Here is a 23,221-nt window from a genome sequence, read left to right as displayed (position 1 = left end):
CGCCCCTGCGCGCCATGCACGAGGGAGTCGAGGCGCTGCGCCCCGCCCCCGGCGCCCCCCCGGGCGGCGCCCCGAAACCGAGCCCCGCCGGCGTTTGAGGCGCGGGGCCCGGGGCGGAGGCCCGGTTTCGGGAAGGGGGCAGGGGAACAGGGCCGCCCGCAGGCGCACCCCCACGGCCCCGCGCCCCCGCCCGCTAGACTGTGCGAGTCGTCATCATGCCCGTTCAGGGGGAAGCCGGTGCGAATCCGGCACTGACCCTTCCCCAAGCTCTCGACTCCGCTCGAGCAGGGGAGACCCCATCCGTGAACCGCCGCGAGGCGGAAGTCGGAATGCCCTGTCCGCGTCGTGACCGGCTCACGCCGCCGGAACCCCGGCGGCCGGCCCCGTCGAGGTAAACGGAGCCGGAGCCTGGTGCCTGTGTGTGCCGGTGTCCGGTTCCCCAGGAGAGGCACCACCCGCCATGACCGTACGCCGCAGCGCCGCCGCGCTCGCCGTCACCGCCGCCGCGCTCTGCGCGGCCGCCGCCCCGGCCGCCGTCGCCGCGCCGTCTCCGTCCCCCTCCCCCTCGGCCGCACTGCCCTCCGGGCTCTACGGCACCGGCGACCCGACCTACGACGGGGTGTGGCGGCAGTCGCTCGCGTTCCTCGCGCAGCAGGCCGTGGGCGTGACCCCGGCCACCAAGGCCGTCGACTGGCTGACCGGCCAGCAGTGCGACAGCGGCGCGTTCCCCGCGTACCGCCCGGACGCCTCCGCGCCCTGCACCGACAAGACCATGGTCGACACCAATGCCACGGCCGCCGCCGCCCAGGCCCTGCGCGCGGTCGGCGGTCACCAGGACGCCCTCGCGAACGCGGTCAGCTGGCTCAAGTCCGTCCAGAACGAGGACGGCGGCTGGGGCTACACCGCCGGCAGCCCCAGCGACGCGAACTCCACGTCCATCGTGATCGGCGCCCTCGCCCGGGCCGGCGAGAAGCTGGGCGACGTGACGACGCCCGGCGGCAAGACCCCCTACACCGCACTGCTCGCGTTCTCCATCCCCTGCGGCGGCAAGGACGGCGGCGCCTTCGCCTACCAGCCCGACAAGGCCGGCAAGCTCGCCGCCAACGGTGACGCCACCGCTGCCGGTGTCCTCGGCGCACTCGGCAAGGGCCTGGTCGTCTCGGACAACGCGGCCGTGAAGGACCCCTCCTGCCACAAGGGCTCCCCGCTCGCACCGGAGCAGGCCGCGCAGAACGGCGCCTCCTACCTCGCCACCGCCCTCGCGAAGAGCGGCCACCTCGACGCGGCCCCGATGCCCGGCGCCGAGGACAGCGAGCCGCAGCCCGACTTCGGCAACACCGCCGACGCGGTCGTCGCCCTGTCCGCCGCCGGCCACAAGGACAAGGCGGCCGGCTCGGTCGCCTGGCTGAAGAAGAACTCCGCCGCCTGGGCGCAGCAGAGCGGCCCCGCCGCCTACGCCCAGCTGATCCTGGCCGCCCACGCGACCGGCGCGGACGTGCACGACTTCGGCGGCGCCGACCTCGTCTCCCAGCTGAACGCGACCGGCCCCGAGCCGGCCGCCGTGAAGAAGCCGGAGCCCACGGCCACGGAGGACGAGGAGAAGAAGGACAGCGGCGACGGCGACGGCATCGGCGGCGTCTGGTGGTTCGTCGGCATCGGCCTCGCGGTCGGCGCGGGCGCCGGTTTCCTGATCAGCGGCCGCCGCAAGAACCAGCTGTGAGGGGCTGCCGGGTGGCCTCGGGCCGGACGAGCGGACGCGGTCCGGTGCGTGCGATTCCAAGGCGGAGGAGGGAGTCGACGCGGAGCGTCGCTGACCGACGACAACACCGGAAGCGTGCGTGCCGGGGCGTGGCCGCCCGGTCCGAGGCCACCCGGCAGCCCCACCGCCGCGTCGCACGGGCCGCCGCGCTCCTGGTCGCCGGTGCCGTCCTGGCCGTGCTCGGCGCGGGCACGGCGCAGGCGGCGGGCTACCGCTACTGGTCGTTCTGGGAGGGCACGGCGAGCGGCTGGTCGTACGCCACGCAAGGGCCCTCGCTCGTCCGGCCCGAGGACGGCTCGGTGCAGGGCTTCCGGTTCTCGGTGAGCGCCGACTCGCAGGACGCCTCCGAGCCGCGCCGCGCCCCCGACTTCGCAGAGGTCTGCGCGGACACCCCGGCGAAGGACGGCAGCAAGCGCGTCGCGGTCGTCATCGACCCGGGCACCGCGGCCGACGCGCCGGACGGGGAGACCCCGCCCCCGCCGCGCACCGCCTGCGCGCGGGTCGCGAAGGACGCGAGCAGCGCGGAGGCCCTGGCGGCGGTCGCCAAGCCGCTGCGCTACGACGCGAGCGCGATGCTCTGCGCGATCTCCGGCTACCCGGCCACCGGCTGCGGCGAGCAGGTCTCCGGCAACGGCGACAGCGACAGCGGCACGGACGACGGCGGCAAGACGCCCACCCCGGCCGCCTCCGCAGCCTCCACCGGCGGCCACGGCGACGACGGCGGTCCGTCGGCCGGCGTCCTCGTCGGGATCGGCGCCGTGCTGCTCCTCGGCATCGCCGCCGTCGCGCAGGCCCGCCGCCGCCGCGGATGACCGGCCCGACGGCCGGCCGTACGGACACCGGGACGGACCGGCTCCCCGCCTGGCGCGCCCCCGCCGCCACCCGGAGCAACGCGCTGCCGGCCGGGGCCTGGTGGCTGTGGGCGCTGGGCCTGGCCACCGCCGCGTCCCGGACCACCAACCCGCTGCTCCTCGGCCTGCTGGTCGGGGTCGCGGGTTACGTGGTGGCCGCCCGCCGCACGGACGCGCCGTGGGCCCGCTCGTACGGGATGTTCATCCGGATCGGCCTGTTCGTGATCGCGGTCCGGCTGCTGTTCTCCGTCTTCCTCGGCTCCCCGGTCCCCGGCACGCACACCCTGTTCACGCTGCCCGAGATGCCGCTGCCCGACTGGGCGAAGGGCGTCCGGATCGGCGGCCGGGTCACCGCCGAGCAGCTGCTGTTCGCGCTGTACGACGGGGCGAAGCTGGCGGCCCTGCTGATCTGCGTCGGCGCGGCGAACTCCCTCGCGAACCCGGCCCGGCTCCTGAAGTCGCTGCCCGGCGCGCTGTACGAGGCCGGGGTCGCCGTCGTCGTGGCGATGACGTTCGCGCCGAACATGGTCGCCGACGTGCTGCGGCTGCGCACCGCCCGCCGGCTGCGCGGCCGGCCGACCGGCGGGGTACGGGCCGTACTCCAGATCGGACTGCCGGTCCTGGAGGGCGCCCTCGAACGGTCGGTCGCGGTGGCGGCCTCGATGGACGCGCGCGGCTACGGCCGCACCGCCCGGGTCCCGGCCGCCGTCCGGCACACCACGAACGTCCTCACGCTCGGCGGGCTGCTCGGCGTGTGCGCCGGTACGTACGGACTGCTGGCCGCGGAGGGCGCCGGCTACGGGGTGCCGCTGCTCGCCGCCGGTCTCGCCGCCGCGCTGGCGGGGCTGCGGCTCGGCGGGGCGCGTTCGGTGCGGACCCGCTACCGGCCCGACCGGTGGGGGGTGCGGGCCTGGCTGGTCGCCGGGTCCGGTGCGGCGGTCGCGGCGGCGATGATCTGGGCCCAGAGCGCCGATCCGGCGGCGCTGCACCCCGGGGTCGTACCGCTGACCGCTCCCGTGCTGCCGCTGTGGCCGGCCGCCGCCGTGCTGCTCGGGCTGCTTCCGGCGGTGGTCGCGCCCGTCCCGCCCTCCCCCACAGGTTCCCAGGAGCACGTGTGATCCGGTTCGACGATGTTTCGGTGCGGTACGAGGGGGCCGGGCGCCCCACCCTGACGGGGGTCGACCTGACGGTCCCGGAGGGTGAGCTGGTGCTGCTCGTCGGCCCTTCCGGGGTCGGCAAGTCGACGCTGCTGGGTGCCGTCTCGGGTCTGGTGCCGCACTTCACGGGCGGCCGGCTGACCGGGCGGGTCACCGTGGACGGCCGCGACACCCGTACGCACAAGCCCCGGGAGCTCGCGGACCTGGTCGGCACGGTGGGCCAGGACCCCCTCGCCCACTTCGTGACCGACACGGTCGAGGACGAGCTGGCCTACGGCATGGAGTCGCTGGGCCTGGCTCCGGCCGTGATGCGGCGGCGGGTCGAGGAGACCCTCGACCTGCTGGGCCTGGCCGGGCTGCGTGACCGCCCGATCGCCACCCTGTCCGGCGGTCAGCAGCAGCGGGTCGCGATCGGCTCGGTCCTCACCCCGCACCCCCGGGTCCTGGTCCTCGACGAGCCGACGTCCGCGCTGGACCCGGCCGCGGCCGAGGAGGTCCTCGCGGTCCTCCAGCGGCTCGTCCACGACCTGGGCACCACGGTCCTGATGGCGGAGCACCGGCTGGAGCGCGTCGTGCAGTACGCGGACCAGGTCGTCCTGCTCCCGTCGCCGGGCGCCGCCCCGGTGATGGGGACGCCCGCCGACGTCATGGCGGTGTCGCCGGTGCACCCGCCGGTCGTCGCGCTCGGGCGGCTCGCGGACTGGGACCCGCTGCCGCTCTCGGTCCGGGACGCCCGGCGTCGCGCCGGCGCTCTGCGCGACCGGCTGGCGGACATGGCGCCGGGGCCGGTGGGCGGAAGCGGCACACCCCGGTCCAGCGCCCCGGACACCCCCCTCCCCCCGCCCCGCCCCGCCCCACGCCGGGGCGCCCTCGCCCGGCTGTTCGGCCGCGCCCCCCAGGAGGCCCCCGTCCCGGAGTCCGTCCCCGAGGGGACCGCGGCCGCCCGGGTCGAGCGGCTGGGGGTGCGGCGCGGCCGGGTCGAGGCGCTGCGCCGGGTGTCTCTCACCGTCGGCGCCGGCGAGACCCTGGCCCTGATGGGGCGCAACGGCGCGGGCAAGTCCACGCTGCTGGGCGCCCTCGTCGGCATGGTCGAGCCCACCTCGGGCACCGTCCTGACCGGTGGCCGGGCCCCGCACCGCACCCCGCCGCGCGAGATGGTGCGCCGTGTGGGGCTCGTACCGCAGGAACCGCGCGATCTGCTGTACGCGGACACGGTCGCCGCCGAGTGCGCGGCGGCCGACGCCGACGCCGGGGCCGAGCCGGGCAGCTGCCGGGCGCTGGTCTCCGAGCTGCTGCCCGGGGTGGCGGACGACACGCACCCCCGCGATCTGTCCGAGGGGCAGCGCCTCGCGCTGGCGCTCGCCCTCGTGCTCACCGCCCGGCCGCCGCTGCTGCTCCTGGACGAGCCGACCCGGGGCCTGGACTACGCGGCGAAGGCCCGGCTGGTCGGGGTGCTGCGCGCCCTTGCCGCCGAGGGCCACGCCATCGTGCTCGCCACCCATGACGTGGAGCTGGCCGCCGAGCTGGCGCACCGGGTGGTGATCCTCGCCGACGGGGAGGTCGTCGCGGACGGGCCGACCGCCGAGGTCGTGGTGTCCTCGCCCGCGTTCGCCCCGCAGACCTCCAAGATCCTCGCCCCGCAGGAATGGCTCACCGTCTCCCAGGTGCGCGCGGCCCTGGGGGGTGGCGCGTGAGCGGCGTGCGGAGGCGCGGCGGCGGCCCGGTCCGGCTGGGCCCGCGGGCGATCGTGGCGCTGGTGCTGATCAGCGCCATCGGGGTGGCCGCCTTCGGGTGGCCGCTGCTCGCGGACCGGGACTCGGGGCTCGCGCACGCGCAGGACGCGCCGTGGCTGTTCGCCGCGCTGCTGCCGCTGCTGGTCGGGGTGGTGGTCGCGATGATCGCGGACGCCGGGCTCGACGCGAAGGCGGTGGCGATGCTGGGGGTGCTGGCCGCGGTCGGGGCGGCGCTGCGCCCGCTGGGGGCGGGCACGGCGGGCCTGGAGCCGATGTTCTTCCTGATGGTGCTGAGCGGACGGGTCCTGGGGCCGGGCTTCGGCTTCGTGCTGGGTTCGGTGACGATGTTCGCCTCCGCCCTGCTGACCGGCGGGGTGGGTCCGTGGATGCCGTTCCAGATGCTGTCGATGAGCTGGTTCGCGATGGGCGCGGGCCTGCTGCCGGGGCCGGACCGGCTGCGCGGGCGCGGGGAGCTGCTGATGCTCGCGGCGTACGGGGCCGCCGCGTCGTTCGCGTACGGCACGGTCATGAATCTGTACGGGTGGACGATCGTGCCCGGCCTCGCCTCGGGCATCTCCTTCCGGGCCGGTGACCCGCTGGGCGAGAACCTGGTGCGCTTCCTCGCGTACTGCGCCACGACGTCGCTCGGCTGGGACCTGGGCCGGGCCGTGCTCACGGTCGTCCTGACGCTGACGGTGGGGGCGCCGCTGCTGAAGGCGCTGCGGCGGGCCACCCGGCGCGCTTCCTTCGAGGCCCAGGTCACATTCGGTGGCCGGGGCGAGTGAGGGCACCCACAGGACCATGGTCCTGTACGAAGCGGGGTAGGAGCCGCGCACCCGGCCCGCAGGGCCCGCCACGGCCCCGGCGACCTGCCGTGACGCGTTCCGGGGCGGCTCGGGACCTTCGGTCCGGGGTGCGAGGCGGGGTCGTACCGGGGGTCGTTGCCACGGCCGAACGGCGCCCCTAAGACTGGATCTCGTCGCCGACCACCGCGGGGTCCCCACCAGGACCGCGGTCAACGAGCGCCGGTCCACGCAGGATTCGGACCGAGCCCGCGACTGCCCTGTTCCCCACCGTTAGGTTCCCTGTGTCGTTCGCCCGTAACCTCATCTCCGCGCCCCGCACCGCCCGTCGCAAGGCCGCCGTCGCCGGCGCCACCGTGCTGCTGGGAGCCACCGGCGTCGGCCTGGGTGTCTCCCCGGCCATGGCGGCCCCGTCCGCCGCACCGACGTCCGCCGGCAGTGCCCAGGACACGGCGAGGCAGATGATCGGTGACGACGCCCAGTTCCAGTGCTTCAGCAACATCGTCAGCCACGAGAGCGGCTGGAACCCGAGCGCGACCAACGCCTCCTCCGGCGCCTACGGCCTGGTCCAGGCGCTGCCCGGTTCGAAGATGGCGTCCGCCGGCTCCGACTGGCAGACCAACCCCACCACGCAGATCAAGTGGGGCCTGGACTACATGGACTCCCGCTACGGCAGCCCCTGTGGCGCCTGGGACTTCTGGCAGGCCCACAACTGGTACTGAGCCGGCCCGGCCCGGTGACCGCCGAAGCCCCGACCGCACCGCGGCCGGGGCTTCGGCGTACCCGGCCGGTTCGTCCCCCGTGTCGCCCTGAGCCGTTCGAGTGGCGGGAGGCGGGGGGCGGGCGGATGCTGGAGGGGCGACGATCCACAGACCGAAGGGGTGCGAGGACGTTTTCACGTCCTCGCACCCCTTCGGTCGCGTACGAGCTACGGCCTGCCCGCCACCGCCTCGCCGTCCGCCACCCGGACCGCGGCCCTCTCCGGCTCCCGGCTCCCGTCGTCCGGAGCCCTGGGCGCCCCGCGCAGCCGGCGCGGGCCGGCGAGCACGTGGGCGATCAGGAACCCGAGTGCGACGACCACCGCCCCGCCCACCGCGTCCAGCACCCAGTGGTTGGCGGTCGCGACGATCGCGAAGACCGTGAACAGCGGATGCAGCACCCCGAGCGCCTTCATCCACGCCTTCGGGGCGAGCAGCACGATGACCACCCCGCACCACAGGGACCAGCCGAAGTGCAGCGAGGGCATCGCCGCGTACTGGTTGGTCATCGCCGTCAGCGCCCCGTAGTCCGGCTCGGCGAAGTCCTGGACCCCGTGGACGGTGTCGATGAAGCCGAGCCCGGGCATCAGCCTCGGCGGGGCCAGCGGGTAGAGCCAGAAGCCGGCCAGTGCCAGCAGCGTGGCGAGGCCGAGGGTGGAGCGCGCCCAGCGGTAGTCGGCGGGGCGGCGTACGTACAGCACGGCGAGGATGGCCAGCGGGACGAGGAAGTGGAACGTCGAGTAGTAGTAGTCGAAGAAGTCCCGCAGCCCGCCGATGCCCGCGACCGCGTGGTTGACCCGGTGCTCGATGTCGATGTGCAGCCACCGTTCGACCGAGTGGATCTGCCGCCCGTGCCGCTCGGCGGTGTCCCGCCCCGCGGTGGCGGCCAGTCTGACGTGCGCGTACGCGGAGTAGACGACCCGGATCAGCAGGAGTTCGAGCAGCAGGTTGGGCCGGCTGAACACCCGCCGCCAGAACGGAAGCAGCGGCACCCTGCTCCAGCGGGCCGGGACGGGCCGCGCGTACGCGGTGGGCACGGGCCGCTGCCAGTACGGGGAGGTGCGCGGCAGGAACGGGGCGGCGCAGGCGGTCCCGAGTGCGGCGATCAGCAGCACGTTGTCGCGTACCGGGAACACCGCCCCGATGTTCGGCAGCAGCATCGTGCCCGGGAGGGTGGTCACCAGGACCACGACGGCCGGCCACACCATCCGGTCCGAGGCGCGCCTGCCCGCCCGGCCGACCACGGCGAGCAGCACCCACAGCAGCTGGTGCTGCCAGGCGGTCGGTGAGACGGCGACGGCGACGCAGCCGGTCACGGCCACGGCGAGCAGGAGCTGCCCGTCGCGCGCGTACCGCACGGCGCGGCGCAGGCCGATGACGCAGACGGCGGCGGCCAGCACCAGGAACAGCGCGATCTCCAGCGGTCCGGCGAGGCCGAGGCGCAGCAGCGCCCCGTGCAGGGACTGGTTGGCGAGGCTGTCCGCCTGGTCGCCGAGACCGGCCCCGGCGACGTGGTGCACCCAGTACGTCCACGAGTCGTGCGGCATCGCGGCCCACGCCAGGGCCGTGCAGGCGGCGAACGCGGCGGCGGCGGTGAGCGCGGAGCGGCGTCTGCCGGTGAGCCACAGCAGGAGGGCGAACAGGAGCACGGTCGGCTGGAGGGCTGCGGCCACCCCGATGAGGACCCCGGCCTTGCGTTCCCCGCGGACGGCGAAGAGGCTGACGAGGACCAGGAGGACGGGCAGGATGCTGACCTGGCCCAGGTGGAGGGCGTTGCGCACCGGCAGCGAGAGCATGAGCAGGCTGATCGCGACGGGGGCGGCGAGCAGGGCCGTGCGCCGGCCGACCGGGCCGGGCAGGGCGCGGGCCGCGACCACGCCGAGGGCGGCGACGAGCAGGAGCGAGCCGAAGGTCCAGGCGACGCCGAGGCTCTGTTCGGCGGTACGGGTCAGCGGCTTGAGGACGAGCCCGGCGAAGGGGGTGCCGGTGAACCGGTCGGTGTCGTACAGCGAGCCGGTCACGTGGAGCACACCGTTCTCACCGATCCAGGTCTCCAGGTCGGTGAGCCGTTCGCCCGGTGGCTGCCGCAGCACCACCGTCATCTGCCGGACGGCCAGCGCGGCCACGACCAGCCAGAGCACCGCCCGTGCCGCCCCGGTTCCCGCTCCCGCCGTCGCGCTTCCACTCCCACCGTGTTCCGCGTTCGCCACGCTGCGCCGACCCTCCCAAGGTCTGTCGCCGGTCAGTTGTCCGGCATGTGTGAACCTTCGCATTGCGCCATGAGGCAGACCCAATCAACCCGCTCTTCGCCCGGCTGTCATCCCGCTTCGGCCGGAAGACCGCCCGGCCGGGTGGACCGGGGCGGCCGGAACCGGTGTGGGCCCGCGCACGTCTGAGCCCGTGATCAGCAACGACGGGGAGGACGGAAGATGCGGCGCGCGCGGGGAGAAAGCGGAACGGGGAAGGGGGTGCGCGGCTGGGCGGCCCGTGCGCTCTCCCTGGCCCTGATGCTGGTGTCGTTGCAGCTGGGGTCGCTGATCGCCCCGGCGTACGCCTGCGGCTGCGGGGCGATGGTGGTGGACCGGAACAGCCGGGTGGCGGTCGACCGGGAGACGTCGGCGGTCGGCTGGGACGGCAGCACCGAGCAGATCGTGATGCAGCTGAGTGTCCGGGGGAACGCGCCCGACGCGGCCTGGATCATGCCGGTGCCGCACCGCGCCACGGTCGAGCTCGGTGACGCGGCGCTGTTCTCCGAGCTCAGGGCGATCACCGCGCCGGTCCACGAGGAGCGGCACTACTTCTGGCCGCGCGAGGAGGACTGGCCGTTCGGCGGTTCCGGCACCTCGTCCGCCGACGGCGCGGCGGCCCCCGCGGCGGCCGCACCGGTCGAGGTGGTCGGCCGGGAGCGGCTCGGGCCGTTCGACGTGGCACGGCTGGCGGCGACCGACCCGAAGGCGCTGGAGGGCTGGCTGGAGGAGAACGGCTTCGAGCTGCCGGACCGCCTCGCCACGGCCCTGACCCCGTACGTCGAGCAGAAGTGGGAGTACGTGGCGGTGCGCCTCGCGCCGGAGAAGCGGGGGGGCACGCTGAACGGGACGCTCGACCCGCTGCGGCTGCGGTTCGCCAGTGACCGGCTGGTCTATCCGATGCGCCTGTCCGAGCTGGCCGCGACCCCGCAGTCCCTCGACCTGTACGTGCTGGCCGAGCACCGCATGGAACCGCGCGGCGCGATCGGCGGGCGGCCCCCGAAGGTCGCGTACGCGGGCCGTGTGGACCCCGCGAAGGAGCCGTACGAGGCGCTGGCGGCGGTCACGGGCGGCAGGCCGGTCTTCGTGACGGCGATCGACCAGTACTTCCCGTCGCCGGAGCGGATCGACGGCGACCACGAGCTGCGGGCGACCGCCGAGGACACCCCCTACCGGAGGGTGGTCCACCGGGACACGCTGCTGACCTGGGGCGGTATGCCGGCCTGGCTGCTGACGCTGCTCGGCGGCGCGGCGGCGGTGGTCGTGGCTCTGCTGCTGGTGGTACGGGGCCGGCGGCGGCGCCCGGTGCCGCCCCCGCCGCCGGTCTTCACGCCGCCGCCGCTGCGGTGAGGCCGCGTCCCCGGCCTCACGGGTCAGTGCTCCTGCTCGTCGACCGGGTGGTCCGCCTGCCAGCCGGCGAAGAGCGGGACCTCCTCGCCCGGGTCCAGGACGACGATGCCGAAGGGCCGGTCGAAGGCGAGGTGCAGGCGGCGCGGGAGCGGTCCCGGCTCCGCGCCGGCCGGGGCGGGCAGAACCGTCACGGCGGCCGCCGCCACACCTTCCTCGTTCACCTTCAGCACGGCCTCCTGCACCGCCTCGGAGAGCATGAGCGGGGTGGGTGAGAGTCCGGAGAAGTCGGCGGCGGGCGTCGTGGCGAGGCGGATCCCGAGCGTCGACAGCTGGCCGGCGGCCCGGATGTGCGTACGGAGGGTGAAGCGCGGGACCGCGATGGTCAGGGCGTCCGCGCCGAGGGCGGTCCGCGCCGCTTTCGGTGCCCAGGCCGCCGGGAGCACATCGGCCGCCCCCTCGCCCGGCCGGCCCAGCACCAGCCGCACCTTCACCGGAGGCGGCCCGCCCCGGCGCCTTCCGCAGCGCAGATCGAGGACGAACGTTCCCCCGCTCATCCAGACGTCCCACGGCGGGGGCGTGCCGTACATGGTCGGCACCTGGCGGGTGACGCCGGCCGCGTCGGTGAAGGGCCGGTCCCCGGTCGCCTCCCGTTCGAAGGGGATCGCCCAGTCCGCCTTGAGCGCGAGCGCGTTGACGAGCACCAGCAGCATGGCGTCGTCGACCACCACCGGCAGCCGTTCGACGAGCCCGCCGGTCGTCTCCCGGACCCATGCGTCGGCCTTCTCGGGGGCCATGGGCCCGAAGAGGACGTCCGGCAGCGCCTTCCGGACCTTCCGGCGCACCGGCGTACGGGTGCACACCCGCGTCGCGACGCCGAGCCCGTCGGCGGCCGCCAGCTCCCGGGCCGTGGCCGTCACCGCCCCGGCCGCCTCCTGCCCGGCCACCCCGAGCACGGCCCGCAGCTCGTCGGCGGTACCGCCGCGCGCCCCCGCCGCGAGCGCGGTCAGGGCCAGCCACAGCCCGGCGGGCGAGCAGACGAAGTCACCGCCCGGCCCGGCCAGCTCCCCGATCCACCGCTCGCCGAGCCGCTGGACCACGTGGGCCCCGCTCTCCTGCGCCACCGCGCCGCCCCCTCGAAATCGCTGGTCCATACACGTGTGCGATAGCAAGAATGGCCCAATGACCTGGACCGTGACCCCCGAACCCTTCGACTCCGCCGACGCCGCCCTGCTCCGGCGGGACTACTACGACGAGGTCGCCAGCCGCTACTGGGGCCGTCCGGCGACGGCCGAGGAGATCGACGAAGGGCTCACCGAGGACGGCGCCGACCGGCTCACCGCGCCGACCGGTGACTTCGTCGTCGGCCGCTACGGGGCCAGGGCGGCGGCCTGCGCGGGCCTGGTCCTCGTGGAGGCGGACACCGCGGAACTGACCCGGGTCTACGTCCGCCCGGAGTTCCGGGGCACGGGCGGCGGCGGGCTGCTGCTCGCGGCGCTGGAGGACCGGGCACGGGCGTGGGGGCTCGCCCGGCTGCGGCTCGACACCCGCCACGACCTGGTCGAGGCCCGCGGCCTGTACGCGAAGCACGGCTACCAGGAGGTTCCGGCGTTCGGCCGCAGCCCTTACGCCGACCACTGGTTCGCCAAGGAGCTGCGGGCGGCGTAAGGGCTGCGCTACTCCCCCCGGCGCGGGCGGCCCGCCGCGTGGTCGCGCTTGGGTTCGGGGCTGTGCGGGCGCTCCTTGCTCGACCCGCTCGTCTCCGCCGTCAGCTCGGAGACCAGGGCGACCAGGTCGGTCGGCCGGTCGGGCCCCCACCAGTCACCGAGGAGCTCGGCGAGTGAGTCCTCGCGGGCCTGGGCGAGCTTCACCACCGCCTCCGCGCCCGGCTCGGTGAGCATCATCTGCAACCCCACCCGCCGGACGAGCCCGCGCCCCTCCAGCTGCCGGGCCGCGTCGTTGATCACCCGCAGCGGTACGGGGGCCACCTCGGCGAGCCGGGCGGGCTCCACGGTGCCGTGGCGCTTGATGCGCAGCAGCATCCAGCTGGCGGCGGGCAGCAGGTCGAGACCCGCCCTCTCCGTGATCTTGACGTAGACCTCGCGGCGGCCCTCCCGGGTGGCCAGCACGGACAGGGCCCGCGCGCACTCGTCGTACGAGGACCGCTCGACCGGGTTGGACGCCAGGGTCTCGCTCGCATCGGGTGCCGTCACCGATCCGCGCAGCTTGTCCTCCTTGAGCAGCCAGGCGAAGACGAAGGCGACCAGGACGACGGGTGCCGCGTACAGGAAGACGTCGGTGATCGACGTCGAGTACGCCTGGAGCACCGGCCCGCGCAGGGCGGCCGGCAACTGGCCGATGGCGCGCGGGTCGGCGGCCAGGCTCTCCGCGTCGACACCGGGCGGCAGCGACCGGCCGGCGAGCGCCGCACCGAGTTCGTCGGTGAGCCGGTTGGTGAAGAGGGTGCCGAAGATCGCTACGCCGAACGAGGCACCGATGGACCGGAAGAACGTCGCCCCGGAGGTCGCCACACCGAGGTCCTTGTACGAGACGGCGTTCTGCACGACCAGGACGAGGACCTGCATCACGAGGCCGAGGCCCGCGCCGAAGACGAAGAAGTAGACGCTCATCTCCCAGGTGCCGGTGGACACCGTCAGCCGGTGCAGGAGCAGCAGGCCGATGGCGGTGATGCCGGTGCCGACGATCGGGAACACCTTCCAGCGGCCCGTCCGGCTGACGATCTGCCCGGAGGCGGTGGAGGTGAGGAGCAGCCCGAACACCATGGGCAGCATGTGGACGCCGGACATCGTCGGCGTGATGCCGTGCACCACCTGGAGGAAGGTCGGCAGGTAGGTCATCGCGCCGAACATCGCGAAGCCGATGACGAAACTGATCACGGCGACGAGGCTGAAGGTCCTGATCCGGAACAGCTTCAGCGGGAGCACGGGCTCGGTGGCGCGCCGCTCCACGAACACGAAGGCGATCAGGAGCAGGACGGCGAGCACCGCGAGGCCGATGATCTTCCCCGAGCCCCAGGGCCAGGTGGTGCCGCCGAGGGAGGCGACGAGGACCAGGCAGGTGGCGACCGAGGCGATGAGGAAGGTGCCGAGGTAGTCGATGGTGTGCTTCGTCCGGCGGACCGGGATGTGCAGCACGGCGGCGATCACGACGAGGGCGACGATCCCGATGGGCAGGTTGATGTAGAAGACCCAGCGCCAGCTGAGGTGCTGGGTGAAGAAGCCGCCGAGCAGCGGGCCGAGGACGCTCGTCGTGCCGAACACGGCGCCGAAGAGACCCTGGTACTTGCCGCGTTCGCGCGGCGGGACGATGTCACCGACGATCGCCATGGACAGCACCATCAGGCCGCCGCCGCCGAGCCCCTGGAGGGCGCGGAAGCCGATCAGCTGGGGCATGTTCTGGGCGATGCCGCAGAGCGCGGAGCCGATCAGGAAGATGACGATCGCCATCTGGAACAGCTTCTTGCGTCCGTACTGGTCGCCGAGCTTCCCCCAGAGCGGGGTCGCGGCGGTCGAGGCCAGCAGATAGGCCGTGACCACCCACGAGAGGTGTTCGAGCCCGCCGAGGTCGCTGACGATGGTGGGGAGCGCGGTGGAGACGATGGTCTGGTCGAGTGAGGCCAGCAGCATGCCGAGAAGCAGTGCGCCGATCGCCACCAGCACCGACCGCGTGGAGCGCTCGGTGCCGGGGGCCGGGGCCGTGGGGCTCGCCTGCTGGGCCATGAAACATCTCCTTGGATGATCCGCTACACACCCATCCTGTCTGTTATGCACCGTTATGGCCTGCCGGGGGGCCGTCCGATTGGGCTTCTCGGCGACGGGCTGCATAATCGCAGGCAGTTCAAGGGGAGGGGACCCACCATGGCCGGACATATATGCCCGGAGTGCGGTACGGAGAGCAGACCGGGCACGGGGCCGGACTGCGCCTGCGCGAGCCGCCCGGCGTACGGAGCCACCGGCGGGCCGGGGCACGTCACCGACCCGGAGCGGGCCGCGGAACAGCAGCGCGTCGCGGATGAGCACCATGCCGGCCGGTTCGCGGAGATGGCCGCGGCGGAGGACTTCGACCCGCTGCGCATCCGTCCGTACGTGACCCTGGGCGGCGACACCGCGGCGGCGGCGCCCGCGGCTCCCCCGCCGGGCGCCCCGCACCTCTACGGCACCGAGGGCGACGGGGCCACGACGATGCCGCTGTTCCTGGACCCGGCGGGCCCCGCACCGGAGGCCGGTGGCCCGGCCGACCCGTCCGGCACCGCACTCCTGCTCACCGGCCCGGAGCCGGTGCCGCCGCGCCGCCGCAAGCCCTTCGCCGCCGTGCTCGCGGGGGCGGCCGTGGTCACGGTGGTGGGCGCGGCGGCCTTCATCGGCGGGCTGTTCGACGGGGACGACGACGGGAAGGCCGATCTGGACCACGCCCTGCCCTCCACGGTGGCCAGCCTCCCGGAGGAGAGCGGCGAGCCCTCGCCGTCCACGACGTCCTCCGCCTCCGCGCTCCCCTCCCGCCCGGCCTCCCCCTCCTCGTCCGCGGCCCCCTCGGCCACCGCCTCCGCCTCGGCGTCCGCTTCGGCCTCCGCCACCGCTTCCCGCTCCGCCACGGCCACCGCCTCGGCGTCCGGGGCGGGCACCCCCTCGCCCCCGGCGGCCACGGCGGGGAGCAGCAGCCCGGCGCAGGGCGCGGCCCCGCCCGCCGCGTCGCCGGACGACGCGGCGACCCTGCGGCCCGGCGACCACGGGCCGGAGGTGGCGGAGCTGCAGAACCGGCTCCGTGAGGTCTGGGTGTACAACGGCCCCGTCAACTCCGACTACTCGGGCCGCACGGAGCAGGCGGTGAGCGACCTCCAGACCTGGTGGAACATCGAGGGCGACCCGGAGGGGGTCTACGGCCCGAACACCCGGAGCCGTCTGGAGGCGGTGACGACGGGGAACGGCCGCCACTGACCGGCGCCGCGGCATCGCCCGCGGGCGTGCCCGCACAGGGAACGCCCAGCCCCTGCGCGAGGCGCTGGCGGCGCACCGCCCGCGGGCGCGCCCGCACAGGCCGGAACGAGGCACCCGCGCCGGCAGGCCCGACGCCGTGGGCCGCGAGCTCCCCGGGCCGGGTCCTTCGCGCAGCCCTCCCGGACAGGGATTCGCATTCGCGACCTCGTTTTTGTATCGTGAAGAAACAAAGTGGCCCCCGCGCGCACACCCTGACCGGCGGGCGGGGGCCGCTTGATGTCCCGCGTCGCTCGCCCCCGCGGCGTTCGCCTCCCCCGCCCTGGAGCCCGCCCATGCCGGCCACCGCCCTCACCGCCCACGCACTCCTGCTCGACATGGACGGCACCCTGGTGAACTCCGACGCCGTCGTGGAGCGCTGCTGGCGGCGCTGGGCACTCCGGCACGGACTGGACCCGGAAGAGGCCCTGAAGGTGGTCCACGGCCGGCAGGGCTACGCCACGATGGCGGTCCTGCTCCCGGACCGCCCGATGGAGCAGAACCACGCGGACAACCGGGTGATGCTCGCCGAGGAGACCGCCGACACCGACGGCGTCGTCCCGATCGGCGGGGCCCCCGCCTTCATGGACTCCATCGCCGCCCTTCCGCACGCCCTGGTCACCTCGGCGGACCTGGCGCTCGCGACGGCCCGGATGAACGCGGCCGGACTGCGGATGCCCGAACACCGCGTCACCGCCGAGAGCGTCGGCGCCAGCAAGCCGGACCCGGAGGGCTTCCTCAAGGGCGCGGCCGCGCTGGGCTTCGCCCCGGCGGACTGCGTGGTCTTCGAGGACTCCGAGGCGGGCATCGCGGCGGGCCGGGCGGCCGGCATGCGCGTCGTGGGCGTCGGCCCGCGCGCGGGGGCCCACGCCCCGGACGTCCACGTGGCCGACCTGACGCAGCTGCGCGTCGAGGCGGCGGCGGACGGCACGATCACGCTGCACTTCGACGCGCGGTAGCCCCGCGCCGGGGCGGCCCCGCCCGGCCGAGCACGCCCACCGGTGCCGCCCCCACCCCGCCGGACACGTGCCCCCGAGCCCCGGCCCCCGTCGCACACCAGCGCCACGAACCTCCGTACGGCCCCCGCCCACCCCGGGCGGGGGCCGTACGCATGCGCTTACGCGCAGGCCGTGAACGCCGGCGCCCCGCCACCCCGCACCGCCCCGGTTTCACCGCGCCCGCGCGCACGGGCCCGTACGCCCCCCGTACCACGAACCCCTGTGCCGGACCCCTTGATGTGACGTGCCCATGTCGCCACTCTGTTACCTGGCGCCCACCCCACGGAAACCCTGCGCCGCCACGATGGCCGGGCCGTTCATGACAGTCCGTCCGCATCCCCCCACACCAAGGGAGTTCGCATGTCAGGTGTCTACGCGCGTCGCATAGCCGGCCTCGCCGCTTCCGCAGCCCTCGCCGTCACCACCGCCCTGCTCAACGCCCCGAGCGCCCAGGCCGCCATGCCCACCCCGGTCTCCGGGTCCACCGCCCGCGCCTATCTGAGCGAGCTGACCGTGAAGGCGGAGGGGTCGTCCAGCGGGTACAGCAGGGACAAGTTCCCGCACTGGATCACCCAGTCGGGAGCCTGCAACACCCGCGAGGTCGTCCTGAAGCGGGACGGCACGAACGTCTCGCAGGACTCCAGCTGCGCGGCGACCGGCGGCAGTTGGTACTCGCAGTACGACGGCGCCACCTGGACCGCCGCGTCCGACCTGGACATCGACCACATGGTCCCGCTCGCCGAGGCCTGGCGCTCGGGCGCCTCAAGCTGGACCACCGCCCAACGGCAGTCGTTCGCCAACGACTTGACCCGCCCGCAGCTGATCGCGGTCACGGACAACGTCAACCAGGCCAAGGGCGACCAGGATCCGGCGTCCTGGCTCCCGTCGCGCGCCGCGTACAAGTGCACCTACGTGCGCGCCTGGGTGCACGTGAAGCACTACTACAACCTGTCCGTCGACTCGGCCGAGAAGTCGGCCCTGCAGTCCGCGCTCAGCGGCTGCTGAACCGAGATACGCCGCACAACACCCCCCATCCCGTCGGCCCCACCGGCCGATGCCCGCACGGCGGGCCGGCCGGGCGGGGCCACCGACGTGTTTTCGGCCTACTGCGGATGCCCATGACAACCGATCGGACGCCGCACCGCCCGGCCGGCGGGCCGGCAGTCCGCCAACGGGGCGCGAGGGGCCCGGAACTCCGGCGGGACTCCAGTGAAAGCGGGGGCCGCCGTGGTCGGAGCGTCAAGCGCCGGAACTCCATCCCATGGCCGGAAAACTGCGCCGCCATTGGTTCAGGCCAAGCACAGGAAGGAAGCTGCCCAGTTCGAGGCGGTATCACCACACCGACCGGCTCACAACAGACCGTCAGTTTTCAGCCAGCCAACAGAACGTTGAACTTGCAAGTATTGGTGAGGTCTACCTAATCTTTGGCGCCCAGTCGGTTCCCGTCCCCATCAGACCGAAGGAGCCCTCCCCTCCATGACCCCATACCTGCACCGGGCCCAGCCCTACGCCCTCGCGCTCTTCCGCATCGTCGTCGGCCTCCTCTTCGCGTGCCACGGCGCCGCCTCGCTCTTCGGGGTGCTCGGCGGCGCCCGGGACGGCGGCTCCATACCCGCCGGCACCTGGCCCGGCTGGTACGCGGCGGTGATCCAGCTCGTCGGCGGCGCCCTCGTGGCCCTGGGCCTGGGCACCCGCCTCGCCGCGCTGGTCTCGTCCGGCTCCATGGCCTACGCCTACTTCACGGTCCACCAGTCCCACGCCCTCTTCCCCCTCCAGAACGGCGGCGAACCGTCCGCCGTCTACTGCTGGGTGTTCCTGCTGCTCGTCTTCACCGGCCCCGGGGCCCTCGCCCTGGACGGACTGTTCACCCCCCGCGCACCGGGCCGGCGGGACCAGGACCACGCGCCGGAACAGAGCTCCCCGGTCGCGGCCTGACCCCTCCCTCCCCACTCCCTCCGGGCCCGCGGACCGACCGGGCCCCCGCACCTCTCGCGCACCGCCGGGACCCGCTCCCCGGCGGTGCGCGCTCACGTCCCGCCCGGCCGGGTGCCCAACATCACGCATATATATGGATCACCGGGTGAACGGCAGGCGTACGCTGTACAGCTGACCCTGCCGCTCCTGCCGCTCCCCTGCGACGTCGCGGCGTTGTTACCGATCGGGGAGTAGAAGGTGCTCGAGAGTGTGGGTGCGCTGACCGGCAGCCCATGGATCTACGCCGTGGTCGCCCTCTCCGTGCTGCTGGACGTCTTCCTCCCCGTTCTGCCCAGCGGTGTGCTGGTGATCACGGCCGCCACGGCCGCCGCGGCGGGCACCACCGGCGTGGCCGCCGACGCGGCGGGCGCCGCCCGCCAGGTGACCGAGGTCCCCTCACTGCTGGCCCTCCTGCTGTGCGCCGCCACCGCGTCGGTGCTCGGCGACCTGGCCGCGTACCGGCTGGCCCGGCACGGCGGGGAGCGGCTGGACCGCGCCATCGCCCGCTCCCGGCGCCTCACCTCCGCGCAGGAACGCCTGGGCGCCGCCCTGAGCCGGGGCGGCGGCATCCTCGTCGTCATCGCGCGCTTCGCCCCGGCCGGGCGCTCGGTCGTCTCGCTGGGCGCGGGCGCCTCGCACCGCAAGGTCAAGGAATTCCTGCCGTGGTCGGCCGTCGCGGGCCTGGCCTGGGCCGGCTACAGCGTGGGCCTCGGCTACTTCGGCGCGCAGTGGCTGGGCGCGAGCTGGCTGGGCACGGCCGTCTCGGTCCTCGCCCTGTTCGTCGCGGGCTCCTTCGCCGCGCTGCTCATGCGCCGCCCGGCCGAGGCGGCGCGCGCCGCCTCGGTCTCCGCGGCGTCCTGACACCGCCCCTACGGCGTCCTGGCACCACCCCGTATCTCCAGGCCGTCCAGCAGCCGGGCGGTCGCCTCGGCGATCTCGTCGACGGCACGGTCGAAGACTTCCCTGTTGTGCGCGGCCGGGGCGCGGAAGCCCGACACCTTGCGGACGAACTGGAGAGCGGCGGCGCGGATGTCCTCCTCGGTGGCCTCGTCGGGGAGGGCGGGCGGTCGGAGCGTCTTGATACTGCGGCACATGTCTCCAGTGTGACCCGTACCACTGACACGGCGCCGGGGCCGGGCGGTCGGCCGGCCTCAGACGAGCGACTTGCTCCGCGCCGTGCACAGGGCCCAGATCACGAAGGTGTCGATGGCGAGCGAGACCACGGCCCAGATCGGCTGGTAGGGCAGCCACATGAAGTTGGCGATCATGTTGAGCGCCGCGAGCCCCACACCGGCCCCGCGCGCCCAGCCGGAGCCCCTGAGGATGCCCCAGCCGACGATCGCGATGAGGATGCCGAGGATGAGGTGGATCCATCCCCAGGTCGTCACGTCGAACTTGAAGACGTAGTCGTTGATCCGCGCGTAGACGTCGTCCGACGCGATGCCGGCGATGCCCTTGATCGCCCCGAGCACCCCGTCGACCAGCAGCAGCACACCGGCGAACATGATCCCGCCGGTGGCCCAGGGATTGTCGCCCCCCGACTGGGGGGCCGTGGGCGAGGACGGCGAGGAAGGGGTGCCGGGCTGGGGCGCTGTCTGTGCCATGAGGGCTCCTGGGCCAGATGGAACGTGCAGGTCAGACCGACCTTGCGCCACCCTTCCCGGCGCGGCCACATGGAGGCGCCCGTACGGGTGGCGCTCTGCGGCGGCGCCTCGCCCCGTCGGCCGGGCGCCGCCGCGCGGCTGCTTCCGGCGGCCGCCCGCGAGGAGGCCCCGGCGGGCGGCGACGGAAATTCGCTGTTCCCCACCCGGCCGGGCGGCTAACCTCCCCTCACCCGACGGATCGAGGAGGGGAAGATGCCCGGTAGCCCGAGCACGCGCTGACGTATCAGGTCGACCCGTCATCGCGTGCTGCCTTCGAGCGCGGCGCAGCGAGCCTTTCCCGCCGGACCGCCGGCGCACACCTGTGTGCCCGGTGACGGCGGAGCGTTGTCCTCCGCAGCTCAAGGGGCCCCGTGCATCCCGTCTCCCGCACCACCGACCACTCCGCCGTCCCCTCCCTCCGACGGGACGCCGACTTCCTGCGCCTGTGGGCCGGCCAGACCGCATCCCAGTTCGGCGAGCAGGCCCTCCTGGTCGTCCTGCCGCTCGTCGCCGTCGTCTCCCTCCACGCCGACGCCGGCGCCCTCGGCCTCCTGCGGGCGGTGGAACAGGCGCCGATCCTGCTGCTGTCGCTGTTCGCCGGCGCGTGGGCCGACCGCCGCCGCACCCGTACGGTGATGGTGGCGGCGGACCTCGGCCGGGCGCTGGCCCTGGCGGCGGTCCCGTTGGCGTACCTGCTGGGCGTGCTCGGACTGCCCGTCCTGCTCGTGGTCGCCGCCCTGCTCGGCGTGGGGAGCGTCTTCTTCGACGTGGCGTACCAGGCGTCGCTGGTGCGGTTGGTGGACCGCGATCTGCTGATGCGGGGCAACAGCGCGCTGGAGGGCAGCAGGTCGGCGGCGCGGATCGGCGGTCCGGCGCTCGGCGGGGCGCTGATGTCGGTGTTCTCGCCCCTGCCCGCGGTCGTCACCGGGGCGTGCTTCTTCGTGCTGTCGTCCGTATCGATCGGCCGCATCCGCCGCCGCGAACGCGTACCCGTGCCCGCCGGGGCCCCGGCGCCGGTTCTGCGGCGGATTCACGAGGGCCTCCGCTTCGTGGCCCGGCACCCGGCGCTGCGTGCGGTGGGACTGGCGTCGGCCCTGTTCCAGTTCTCGCTCGCCGCGCTGATGACGGTCTATCTGCTCTTCCTCCCCCGCGAACTGGGCCTGTCCGGCGCGGAGGTGGGGCTGGCGCTCGCGGCGACGGGCCCGGGGGCGGTGCTGGGGTCGCTGCTGGCGGCGAGGCTGCCGGAGCGGCTGGGGTACGGCGTCGTCCTGGTGGGGTCGGCGGTCCTGGCGGACGGCGTGATGCTCGGCGTACCGGCGCTGCACGGCCCCGGCCCCCTGGTCCTGCCGGCGCTGATGGCCGTCAACTTCCTCTTCGGTACGTTCGGCCAGCTGGTCAACGTCACGGTGATGTCCGTACGGCAGGCGGTCACCCCGGTGCGCATCCAGGCGCGGGTGGTGGCGACGATCAACTTCGCGGGGATGGGCCTCACACCGTTCGGGTCCCTCCTCGGCGGCTTCCTGGCGGAGGCGTGGGGCCTGCGCACGAGCCTGCTGATCACCGCGGTCGCGCTCGCCCTCTCTCCGCTGTTCATGGCGCTCTCCCCCTTGTCCCGCCTGGGAAAACGCCTCCCGATCGCTGGTCAGAGCAACCCGTCATATGCCGGTGAGTGACTCATGCCTGCCGTACGATACGGGCATGAGCGAACGCGCGATGCAGGAACCGACCCTCCTCCTCCTGACCGCCCTGGCGGACGAGCCCCGGCACGGTTACGCCATCGCGCGCGAGGTCGAGAAGATCTCGGACGGCCGGGTCGGGCTGCGGACCGGCACGCTCTACGGGGCGCTGGAACGCCTGCTGAAGGAGGGCCTGATCGAGGTGCACGCGGAGGAGGTCGTGGACAGCAGACTGCGCCGCAGCTACACGCTCACCGACACCGGCCGGGAGACTCTGGCCGCCGAGGCACGGCGGATCGCCGCCACCGCACGCGAGGCCACCCGGCGCCTGGGGGTCGGCGGGAAGCCGGCCACCGCGTGAGCCCTCCACCGCTGCGGCCGGATACCGCCGCGCGTCCGGGGACGGCATCACCGAGGCGTACCGCGAGGCGGCCGAGGAACCGGCGGGTCACACACTCACGCGGATCTTCGACTGCCCGTGCCCCAACTTCTCCCAGTCCTCCATGAACCGCGCCCGCAGCCCGTGCCGGGCGGCGAGGTCGACCAGGGTCTCGGTCCGGTAGTAGAAGTCCTCGCGCAGCACCTGGTGTTCGGTGCCGGTGGTGCGGTCGAAGGTGAAGTCGAAGTATCCGCCGGGCGCCAGGACGCGCCCCACATGGGCCAGGCACTCCTCGATGACCTCCAGCGGCGAGTGCGAGAACACACTGTGGGCGTGGACGACGTCGAAGTACGCCTCCGGCAGGAAGTCGAACGTCAGGTCCTTGGTGAGGGTCAGGTGCGGCACCTTGGCCTGAAGCCCCTGTGCGGCCAGGGTCCGCTTGGCGGCGATCAGGATGTCGGGCGAGATGTCGATGCCGTAGTAGTGCCCGGCCTCCAGATAGTCGATGAACCGCCAGCCGGCGCGCAGGTTGCCGCACCCGATGTCGAGCATCCGGGCCCCGGGGGCGAGCCCGTGCTCGACGAGGTAGTCGAACTGCATCCGCCCCAGGGCCAGCCACCGCTCGTGCGTCCGGCTGCCGACGGCGGCCTCGGGGTTGCGCCGGGCGTCCGAGGCCATCACGGCCCGGTAGTAGTTCACGTGGTCCGGGTGCTTGAACGCCAGCCACCGGTCCCGGGCCGCCCGCTTCAGATGGGGCACGATGCGGTCCGGACGGCGCGCGGCGTAACGGACCATGTGGGCGAGGGACTTACGGTTGGCGACGAGGTTCCTCTCGGAGGCCATGCTGCTCCACCTTCTCCACTGCGGGGCGGCCCCCCTGGAAAGCCGCGGCGTGAAGCGGACCCG

The 23,221-nt window shown here is 74.3% G+C and carries 22 protein-coding genes; 16 read left to right on the top strand and 6 right to left on the bottom strand.

The window, feature by feature from the left end; genetic code table 11:
• Window positions 1–460 precede the first annotated feature (460 nt).
• The 6 genes from ABZ564_RS26355 to ABZ564_RS26330 all read left to right on the top strand — a co-directional run bounded on the left by ABZ564_RS26355 (window position 461) and on the right by ABZ564_RS26330 (window position 7,025).
• A complete protein-coding gene (locus ABZ564_RS26355) occupies window positions 461–1,720 on the top strand; it encodes a prenyltransferase/squalene oxidase repeat-containing protein (RefSeq protein WP_360861151.1) in 1,260 nt (419 codons plus the stop codon).
• A 128-nt stretch (window positions 1,721–1,848) separates the two neighbouring features.
• Complete coding sequence (locus tag ABZ564_RS26350; RefSeq protein ID WP_360861149.1) at window positions 1,849–2,571, top strand: SCO2322 family protein; 723 nt, start codon at window positions 1,849–1,851, stop codon at window positions 2,569–2,571.
• A complete protein-coding gene (locus tag ABZ564_RS26345; protein ID WP_360861147.1) occupies window positions 2,568–3,728 on the top strand; it encodes an energy-coupling factor transporter transmembrane protein EcfT in 1,161 nt (386 codons plus the stop codon). Before ABZ564_RS26350 ends, ABZ564_RS26345 begins: the two co-directional genes overlap by 4 nt.
• Window positions 3,725–5,461, top strand: coding sequence for an ATP-binding cassette domain-containing protein (locus tag ABZ564_RS26340; protein ID WP_360861145.1), 1,737 nt, complete (start codon window positions 3,725–3,727; stop codon window positions 5,459–5,461). Before ABZ564_RS26345 ends, ABZ564_RS26340 begins: the two co-directional genes overlap by 4 nt.
• Window positions 5,458–6,285: an ECF transporter S component gene (locus tag ABZ564_RS26335; RefSeq protein WP_360861143.1), complete on the top strand. Its 828-nt coding sequence runs from the start codon at window positions 5,458–5,460 to the stop codon at window positions 6,283–6,285. The genes ABZ564_RS26340 and ABZ564_RS26335 overlap by 4 nt, the downstream gene beginning before the upstream one ends.
• A gap of 302 nt (window positions 6,286–6,587) precedes the next feature.
• Window positions 6,588–7,025: a transglycosylase SLT domain-containing protein gene (locus tag ABZ564_RS26330; RefSeq protein ID WP_360861141.1), complete on the top strand. Its 438-nt coding sequence runs from the start codon at window positions 6,588–6,590 to the stop codon at window positions 7,023–7,025.
• A 206-nt stretch (window positions 7,026–7,231) separates the two neighbouring features.
• Here the strand turns inward: ABZ564_RS26330 and ABZ564_RS26325 are convergent, their stop codons facing one another.
• Window positions 7,232–9,202 carry a bifunctional glycosyltransferase 87/phosphatase PAP2 family protein gene (locus ABZ564_RS26325; protein WP_360861157.1) on the bottom strand — a complete coding sequence of 657 codons (1,971 nt, stop codon included), beginning with the start codon at window positions 9,200–9,202 and terminating at the stop codon, window positions 7,232–7,234.
• A 366-nt stretch (window positions 9,203–9,568) separates the two neighbouring features.
• Between ABZ564_RS26325 and ABZ564_RS26320 the strand changes: the two genes are divergently transcribed.
• The gene (locus ABZ564_RS26320; RefSeq protein WP_360861155.1) at window positions 9,569–10,657 is read left to right on the top strand and encodes a DUF2330 domain-containing protein; all 1,089 of its coding nucleotides are present in this window, start codon (window positions 9,569–9,571) and stop codon (window positions 10,655–10,657) included.
• Window positions 10,658–10,680: 23 nt separating this feature from the next.
• Here ABZ564_RS26320 and ABZ564_RS26315 read toward each other — a convergent pair whose 3' ends face one another.
• Window positions 10,681–11,808 carry a serpin family protein gene (locus tag ABZ564_RS26315; RefSeq protein WP_360861139.1) on the bottom strand — a complete coding sequence of 376 codons (1,128 nt, stop codon included), beginning with the start codon at window positions 11,806–11,808 and terminating at the stop codon, window positions 10,681–10,683.
• Window positions 11,809–11,836: 28 nt separating this feature from the next.
• On the opposite strand from ABZ564_RS26315, the gene ABZ564_RS26310 reads away from it, so the two are divergent.
• A complete protein-coding gene (locus ABZ564_RS26310) occupies window positions 11,837–12,322 on the top strand; it encodes a GNAT family N-acetyltransferase (protein WP_360861137.1) in 486 nt (161 codons plus the stop codon).
• An 8-nt stretch (window positions 12,323–12,330) separates the two neighbouring features.
• Here ABZ564_RS26310 and ABZ564_RS26305 read toward each other — a convergent pair whose 3' ends face one another.
• Window positions 12,331–14,394 (bottom strand): MDR family MFS transporter, encoded by a 2,064-nt coding sequence (locus tag ABZ564_RS26305; protein WP_360861135.1) that lies wholly within the window; start codon window positions 14,392–14,394, stop codon window positions 12,331–12,333.
• Between the two features lie 138 nt (window positions 14,395–14,532).
• Between ABZ564_RS26305 and ABZ564_RS26300 the strand changes: the two genes are divergently transcribed.
• From ABZ564_RS26300 to ABZ564_RS26280, 5 genes are all read left to right on the top strand, one after another.
• Complete coding sequence (locus ABZ564_RS26300; RefSeq protein ID WP_360861133.1) at window positions 14,533–15,609, top strand: peptidoglycan-binding domain-containing protein; 1,077 nt, start codon at window positions 14,533–14,535, stop codon at window positions 15,607–15,609.
• A gap of 332 nt (window positions 15,610–15,941) precedes the next feature.
• Window positions 15,942–16,604, top strand: coding sequence for an HAD-IA family hydrolase (locus ABZ564_RS26295; protein ID WP_360861131.1), 663 nt, complete (start codon window positions 15,942–15,944; stop codon window positions 16,602–16,604).
• Window positions 16,605–17,003: 399 nt separating this feature from the next.
• Window positions 17,004–17,648: an HNH endonuclease family protein gene (locus tag ABZ564_RS26290; protein WP_360861130.1), complete on the top strand. Its 645-nt coding sequence runs from the start codon at window positions 17,004–17,006 to the stop codon at window positions 17,646–17,648.
• A 471-nt stretch (window positions 17,649–18,119) separates the two neighbouring features.
• Window positions 18,120–18,578 carry a DoxX family protein gene (locus tag ABZ564_RS26285; protein ID WP_360861128.1) on the top strand — a complete coding sequence of 153 codons (459 nt, stop codon included), beginning with the start codon at window positions 18,120–18,122 and terminating at the stop codon, window positions 18,576–18,578.
• Between the two features lie 237 nt (window positions 18,579–18,815).
• Entirely contained in the window at window positions 18,816–19,478 is a 663-nt protein-coding gene (locus ABZ564_RS26280) for a VTT domain-containing protein (protein ID WP_360861126.1), read from the top strand.
• A gap of 8 nt (window positions 19,479–19,486) precedes the next feature.
• On the opposite strand, the gene ABZ564_RS26275 is transcribed toward ABZ564_RS26280, so the two are convergent.
• Both ABZ564_RS26275 and ABZ564_RS26270 read right to left on the bottom strand, forming a co-directional pair.
• The gene (locus ABZ564_RS26275) at window positions 19,487–19,711 is read right to left on the bottom strand and encodes a DUF2277 domain-containing protein (protein WP_360861124.1); all 225 of its coding nucleotides are present in this window, start codon (window positions 19,709–19,711) and stop codon (window positions 19,487–19,489) included.
• A 57-nt stretch (window positions 19,712–19,768) separates the two neighbouring features.
• Window positions 19,769–20,221 (bottom strand): hypothetical protein, encoded by a 453-nt coding sequence (locus tag ABZ564_RS26270; RefSeq protein ID WP_360861122.1) that lies wholly within the window; start codon window positions 20,219–20,221, stop codon window positions 19,769–19,771.
• A gap of 42 nt (window positions 20,222–20,263) precedes the next feature.
• Here ABZ564_RS26270 and ABZ564_RS26265 point away from each other — a divergent pair, with 42 nt between their 5' ends.
• The 3 genes from ABZ564_RS26265 to ABZ564_RS26255 all read left to right on the top strand — a co-directional run bounded on the left by ABZ564_RS26265 (window position 20,264) and on the right by ABZ564_RS26255 (window position 22,297).
• Entirely contained in the window at window positions 20,264–20,440 is a 177-nt protein-coding gene (locus ABZ564_RS26265) for a hypothetical protein (RefSeq protein ID WP_360861120.1), read from the top strand.
• Between the two features lie 191 nt (window positions 20,441–20,631).
• Window positions 20,632–21,933, top strand: coding sequence for an MFS transporter (locus ABZ564_RS26260; RefSeq protein WP_360861118.1), 1,302 nt, complete (start codon window positions 20,632–20,634; stop codon window positions 21,931–21,933).
• Window positions 21,934–21,958: 25 nt separating this feature from the next.
• Window positions 21,959–22,297, top strand: coding sequence for a PadR family transcriptional regulator (locus tag ABZ564_RS26255; RefSeq protein ID WP_360861116.1), 339 nt, complete (start codon window positions 21,959–21,961; stop codon window positions 22,295–22,297).
• 87 nt (window positions 22,298–22,384) lie between these two features.
• On the opposite strand, the gene ABZ564_RS26250 is transcribed toward ABZ564_RS26255, so the two are convergent.
• Window positions 22,385–23,158, bottom strand: a complete 774-nt coding sequence (locus ABZ564_RS26250; protein WP_360861114.1) for a class I SAM-dependent methyltransferase — start codon at window positions 23,156–23,158, stop codon at window positions 22,385–22,387.
• Window positions 23,159–23,221: the final 63 nt, after the last annotated feature.

It is taken from the genome of Streptomyces sp. NPDC019224 (assembly GCF_040632605.1).
GTDB lineage: Bacteria > Actinomycetota > Actinomycetes > Streptomycetales > Streptomycetaceae > Streptomyces.
Note: the sequence above shows the minus strand (reverse complement) of the source record. Positions and strands in the feature narration are given on the sequence as shown.